A 2,994-nucleotide genomic window follows, 5' to 3' on the forward strand; every position below is an offset into this window, starting at 1 on the left:
GCTGTGCAGGCCGCGCGCTGCCAGGTGCACAAAAATGGGGATCATGACGAGCGTCATCAGGGCAATGGTCAGCATAGGGCCTCCTGTTTGGTGAGTAAGCCAGCATGCGCCGATCCATTTCCCCGCGAATGAGGGATTTACATTAATAAAAATGTCATATTCATTCGATGAATGGGCTGTGAGGCTGCCGCCGTTGGCGAAGGTAGTTCTCTTCGCTGGCGCTCATCAAGTCACTGGCGCCGGCGCGACAGCAACATCGAGCTCAGGCCCGCCAGGATCAAGGCGGCGGTGGCCGGCTCGGGCACCGTGACGGCCGTGTCCACGCCCGACAGGTTCAAGCGCCAGAAGGTGCCTTTCTGGTCGTTGGCGTTGAGGTTGTAGCTGGGTTGGTCCCACTGCGAGACCAGGATGGGGGTGCTGCCATCAAAGGCAAAACCCTGGGACAACAGCGTGCCGTTGGCATGGTTGGGCGCCGCGCCCACGGTGACCAGGTACTGGCCCGCCGTCAGTGTGGTCCGTGACAAACCGGCGTCGTAAAAGCCCTGGGCCGGGTCGATGGTGTCGTCATCGTCGTTGTCGCCGACCAGGCTGTAGCCGCTGCCGTCCTTGACCCACAAGCTCAGGGTCGGGTCGAAGTTCAGGCCATCGCTCCAGGAGTCGGTCCACAGGCGGACCGGGCCGCTGCTTGACTGGAGGGTGAAGGCCACTTGCACCACGTCGGTGTGGTGGGCGATGTCGCCGGCGAAGCTGAAGTTGGCGGCCTGGGCGTGCAGGCTGCTCAAAGCCAGCGCGGCGGCGGCCAAGGCGGCAGGGCGAATGAATGACAGGGCTTGCATCATCTTGTCCTTGGAATGGGGGTGGGCTGGGGGCCGACGTGGTTCAGGGCGCCAGGGCCGGGGCGTTGGGGCGTGGCGTGGTCTGGGCCGAGGGCGCCAGGCGGTTGCTGCCGTCCTGCACTTCAAAGGCGGTGCCGAAGGTCTGCACATGGCTGACGCTGGCCACGGTGTCCACGTACCACCACTCGGCCACCACGCGGTTGGGGTTGGCATCGACCAGCATGTAGCCGCGCTGGTTCAAGTCGATGTGCTTGAAGTGCGGGTTGACGCTGCGCAGGTAGTTGGCCGTGCTGCCCGACGGGTCGGGCACGCCGGGGGAGGTGACCGAGGTGCCCACAAATTCGACCGCGCGCGAGCCTTCGCCGGTCAAGGGGTTGTAGCCTCCGGTGGCCACGACGGGGTTGTTGGGGTCCTGGCTCAGGTCGGCGGCCCAGGAGCTGTGGATGTCACCGGTGAGCACGACCACGTTGGTGACCGCGGGCAGGCCGTTGCTGCCTTTGAGGATGTCGTAGACGCGGTTGCGGGCGGGTTGGTAGCCATCCCATTGGTCCGAGTTCAGGAACAAGCCGCCACCAGCGGCATTCGCGGCGGCCACGCCTTTGAGCTGGGCGAACATCACGCCCTGGCCCAGGAAGCGCCAGCGTGTGGCCGAGCCGCGCAAACGTTGGGCCAGCCAGGCTTCTTGTGTGGCGCCGAGCAGCGTGCGGGCTGGGTCGGCGAAGCTGCCGCTTTGGGTGAACAGCGTGCCCAGGCCCGGCACGGGGATCGTGGCCTGAAGCTGTTGTGAGCGGGCACTCAGGCGCTCTTCCAGCATCACCAGGTCGACCAGGTCACCGTATTGGAAGGCGCGGTGGTTGCGCGTCAGGTCAGACGTGTCCGCGGGGCGCACCGGCATCCACTCGTAATAGGCCTGCAAGGCGGCGTTGCGGCGGCCAACCCAGGTGCCTTCGGCGCCTTCGGTGTGGTTCTGCGCGCCGTCTTTGTAGGCGTCGTTGGCGGTTTCGTGGTCGTCCCAGATGATGACCCAGGGGTGCTGGCGGTGGGCCTCTTGCAGATCGGCATCGCGCTTGTACTGGGCGTGGCGCGTGCGGTAGTCGGTCAGCGTGATGATCTCGGTGGCGGGCTCGGTGGGCCGCACGTTGCCGTACTGGCCGTCGCCATACTCGTAGAGGTAGTCACCCAGGTGCATGACCAAGTCCAGGTCGGCACGCTCGGCAATGTGGCGGTAGGCGTTGAAGTAGCCGTAGGCATGGTTGGCGCAACTGGCCACGGCCATGCGCAGTTGGCGGGTCGCGCCCACGGGCAAGGTCTTGGTGCGGCCGGTGGGTGAGCTGCTGCCTTCGGCGTCGAAGCGGTAGTAGTAGGTGGTGTTGGGCTTGAGCGGGCCGGCGTCCACCTTGACCGTGAAGTCGCGGCTGGGGTTGGTTTTGGTGCTGCCGCGCAGCACGACCTGGGTCAGGGCGGGGTCAGTGGCCACGGTGTAGGTCACGGTGATCGCCGTGTTGCGTGGCGATGAAACCCGGGTCCACAAGATCACACGGTCGGCGAGTGGGTCACCGCTGGCCACACCATGTTGGAAAAGCGGGCCGGTGCTGGCGGCGGCCAGGGCACTGCCCATGGGCAGTGCGGGTACGGCGGCCAAGATCATGGCCGCCGATCCGGATCGTTTGAAGAAATCGCGTCGGGTGGTGCCCTGAGGGCGTGGCTGCTGGCGTTGTGGGCGACCCATGGCATTGTTTCCTTGCTTGCTGACCTCCAGCAAGTATGAAAACGTTGTTTGACAGGGTGGCGACAGGCACGTCAGCCAGAATGATCACTGCTGGTCAGTGGTCCGCCATGGCGAGTGCATGGTCTCTGCGTGCCGTCGCTCTCGGGCCTCCTCGATCAGCCCGGACATTTGGAGGCTGGAGGCCATGTCTTCAGGGCCTTGCTGGAACTTGCAGACGCGTGCCAGGGCGTCGAGCGGCGTGAAACCATTGACCAGCAGCAGCAGCCGTCGATGCTCATCGTTCATGGTGGGCGCCACTGAGGGCATGGCCGCAGCTTGCCCTTTTTGGGTGCGGCGGTAGACAACATTGGTGCGCGAGGAAGAGACTTGCGGGTTCATGTTCATTACTCCAGTGTGGTGGTGAATGAAGAGACATGGTGGTGCATCCCC

At 64.9% G+C, this 2,994-nt stretch carries 3 protein-coding genes; all 3 read right to left on the minus strand.

Annotation, left to right across the window (positions count from 1 at the left end):
- Window positions 1-230: 230 nt before the first annotated feature.
- The 3 genes from H7225_RS12590 to H7225_RS12600 all read right to left on the minus strand — a co-directional run bounded on the left by H7225_RS12590 (window position 231) and on the right by H7225_RS12600 (window position 2,943).
- Window positions 231-839 (minus strand): DVUA0089 family protein, encoded by a 609-nt coding sequence (locus tag H7225_RS12590; RefSeq protein WP_290662312.1) that lies wholly within the window; start codon window positions 837-839, stop codon window positions 231-233.
- 40 nt (window positions 840-879) lie between these two features.
- Window positions 880-2,565 (minus strand): alkaline phosphatase D family protein, encoded by a 1,686-nt coding sequence (locus tag H7225_RS12595; RefSeq protein WP_290662314.1) that lies wholly within the window; start codon window positions 2,563-2,565, stop codon window positions 880-882.
- 84 nt (window positions 2,566-2,649) lie between these two features.
- Window positions 2,650-2,943 (minus strand): hypothetical protein, encoded by a 294-nt coding sequence (locus H7225_RS12600; RefSeq protein ID WP_290662317.1) that lies wholly within the window; start codon window positions 2,941-2,943, stop codon window positions 2,650-2,652.
- Between the last annotated feature and the right edge of the window lie 51 nt (window positions 2,944-2,994).

It is taken from the genome of Aquabacterium sp., from assembly GCF_014378415.1.
In the GTDB taxonomy this organism is placed as follows: domain Bacteria; phylum Pseudomonadota; class Gammaproteobacteria; order Burkholderiales; family Burkholderiaceae_C; genus Aquabacterium.

What these genes read in the sequence shown, in the direction of transcription:
- H7225_RS12600 (WP_290662317.1), bottom strand. Translation starts at nt 2,943, where the DNA reads ATGAACCCGCAAGTCTCTTCCTCGCGCACCAATGTTGTCTACCGCCGC.
- H7225_RS12590 (WP_290662312.1), bottom strand. Translation starts at nt 839, where the DNA reads ATGATGCAAGCCCTGTCATTCATTCGCCCTGCCGCCTTGGCCGCCGCC.
- H7225_RS12595 (WP_290662314.1), bottom strand. Translation starts at nt 2,565, where the DNA reads ATGGGTCGCCCACAACGCCAGCAGCCACGCCCTCAGGGCACCACCCGA.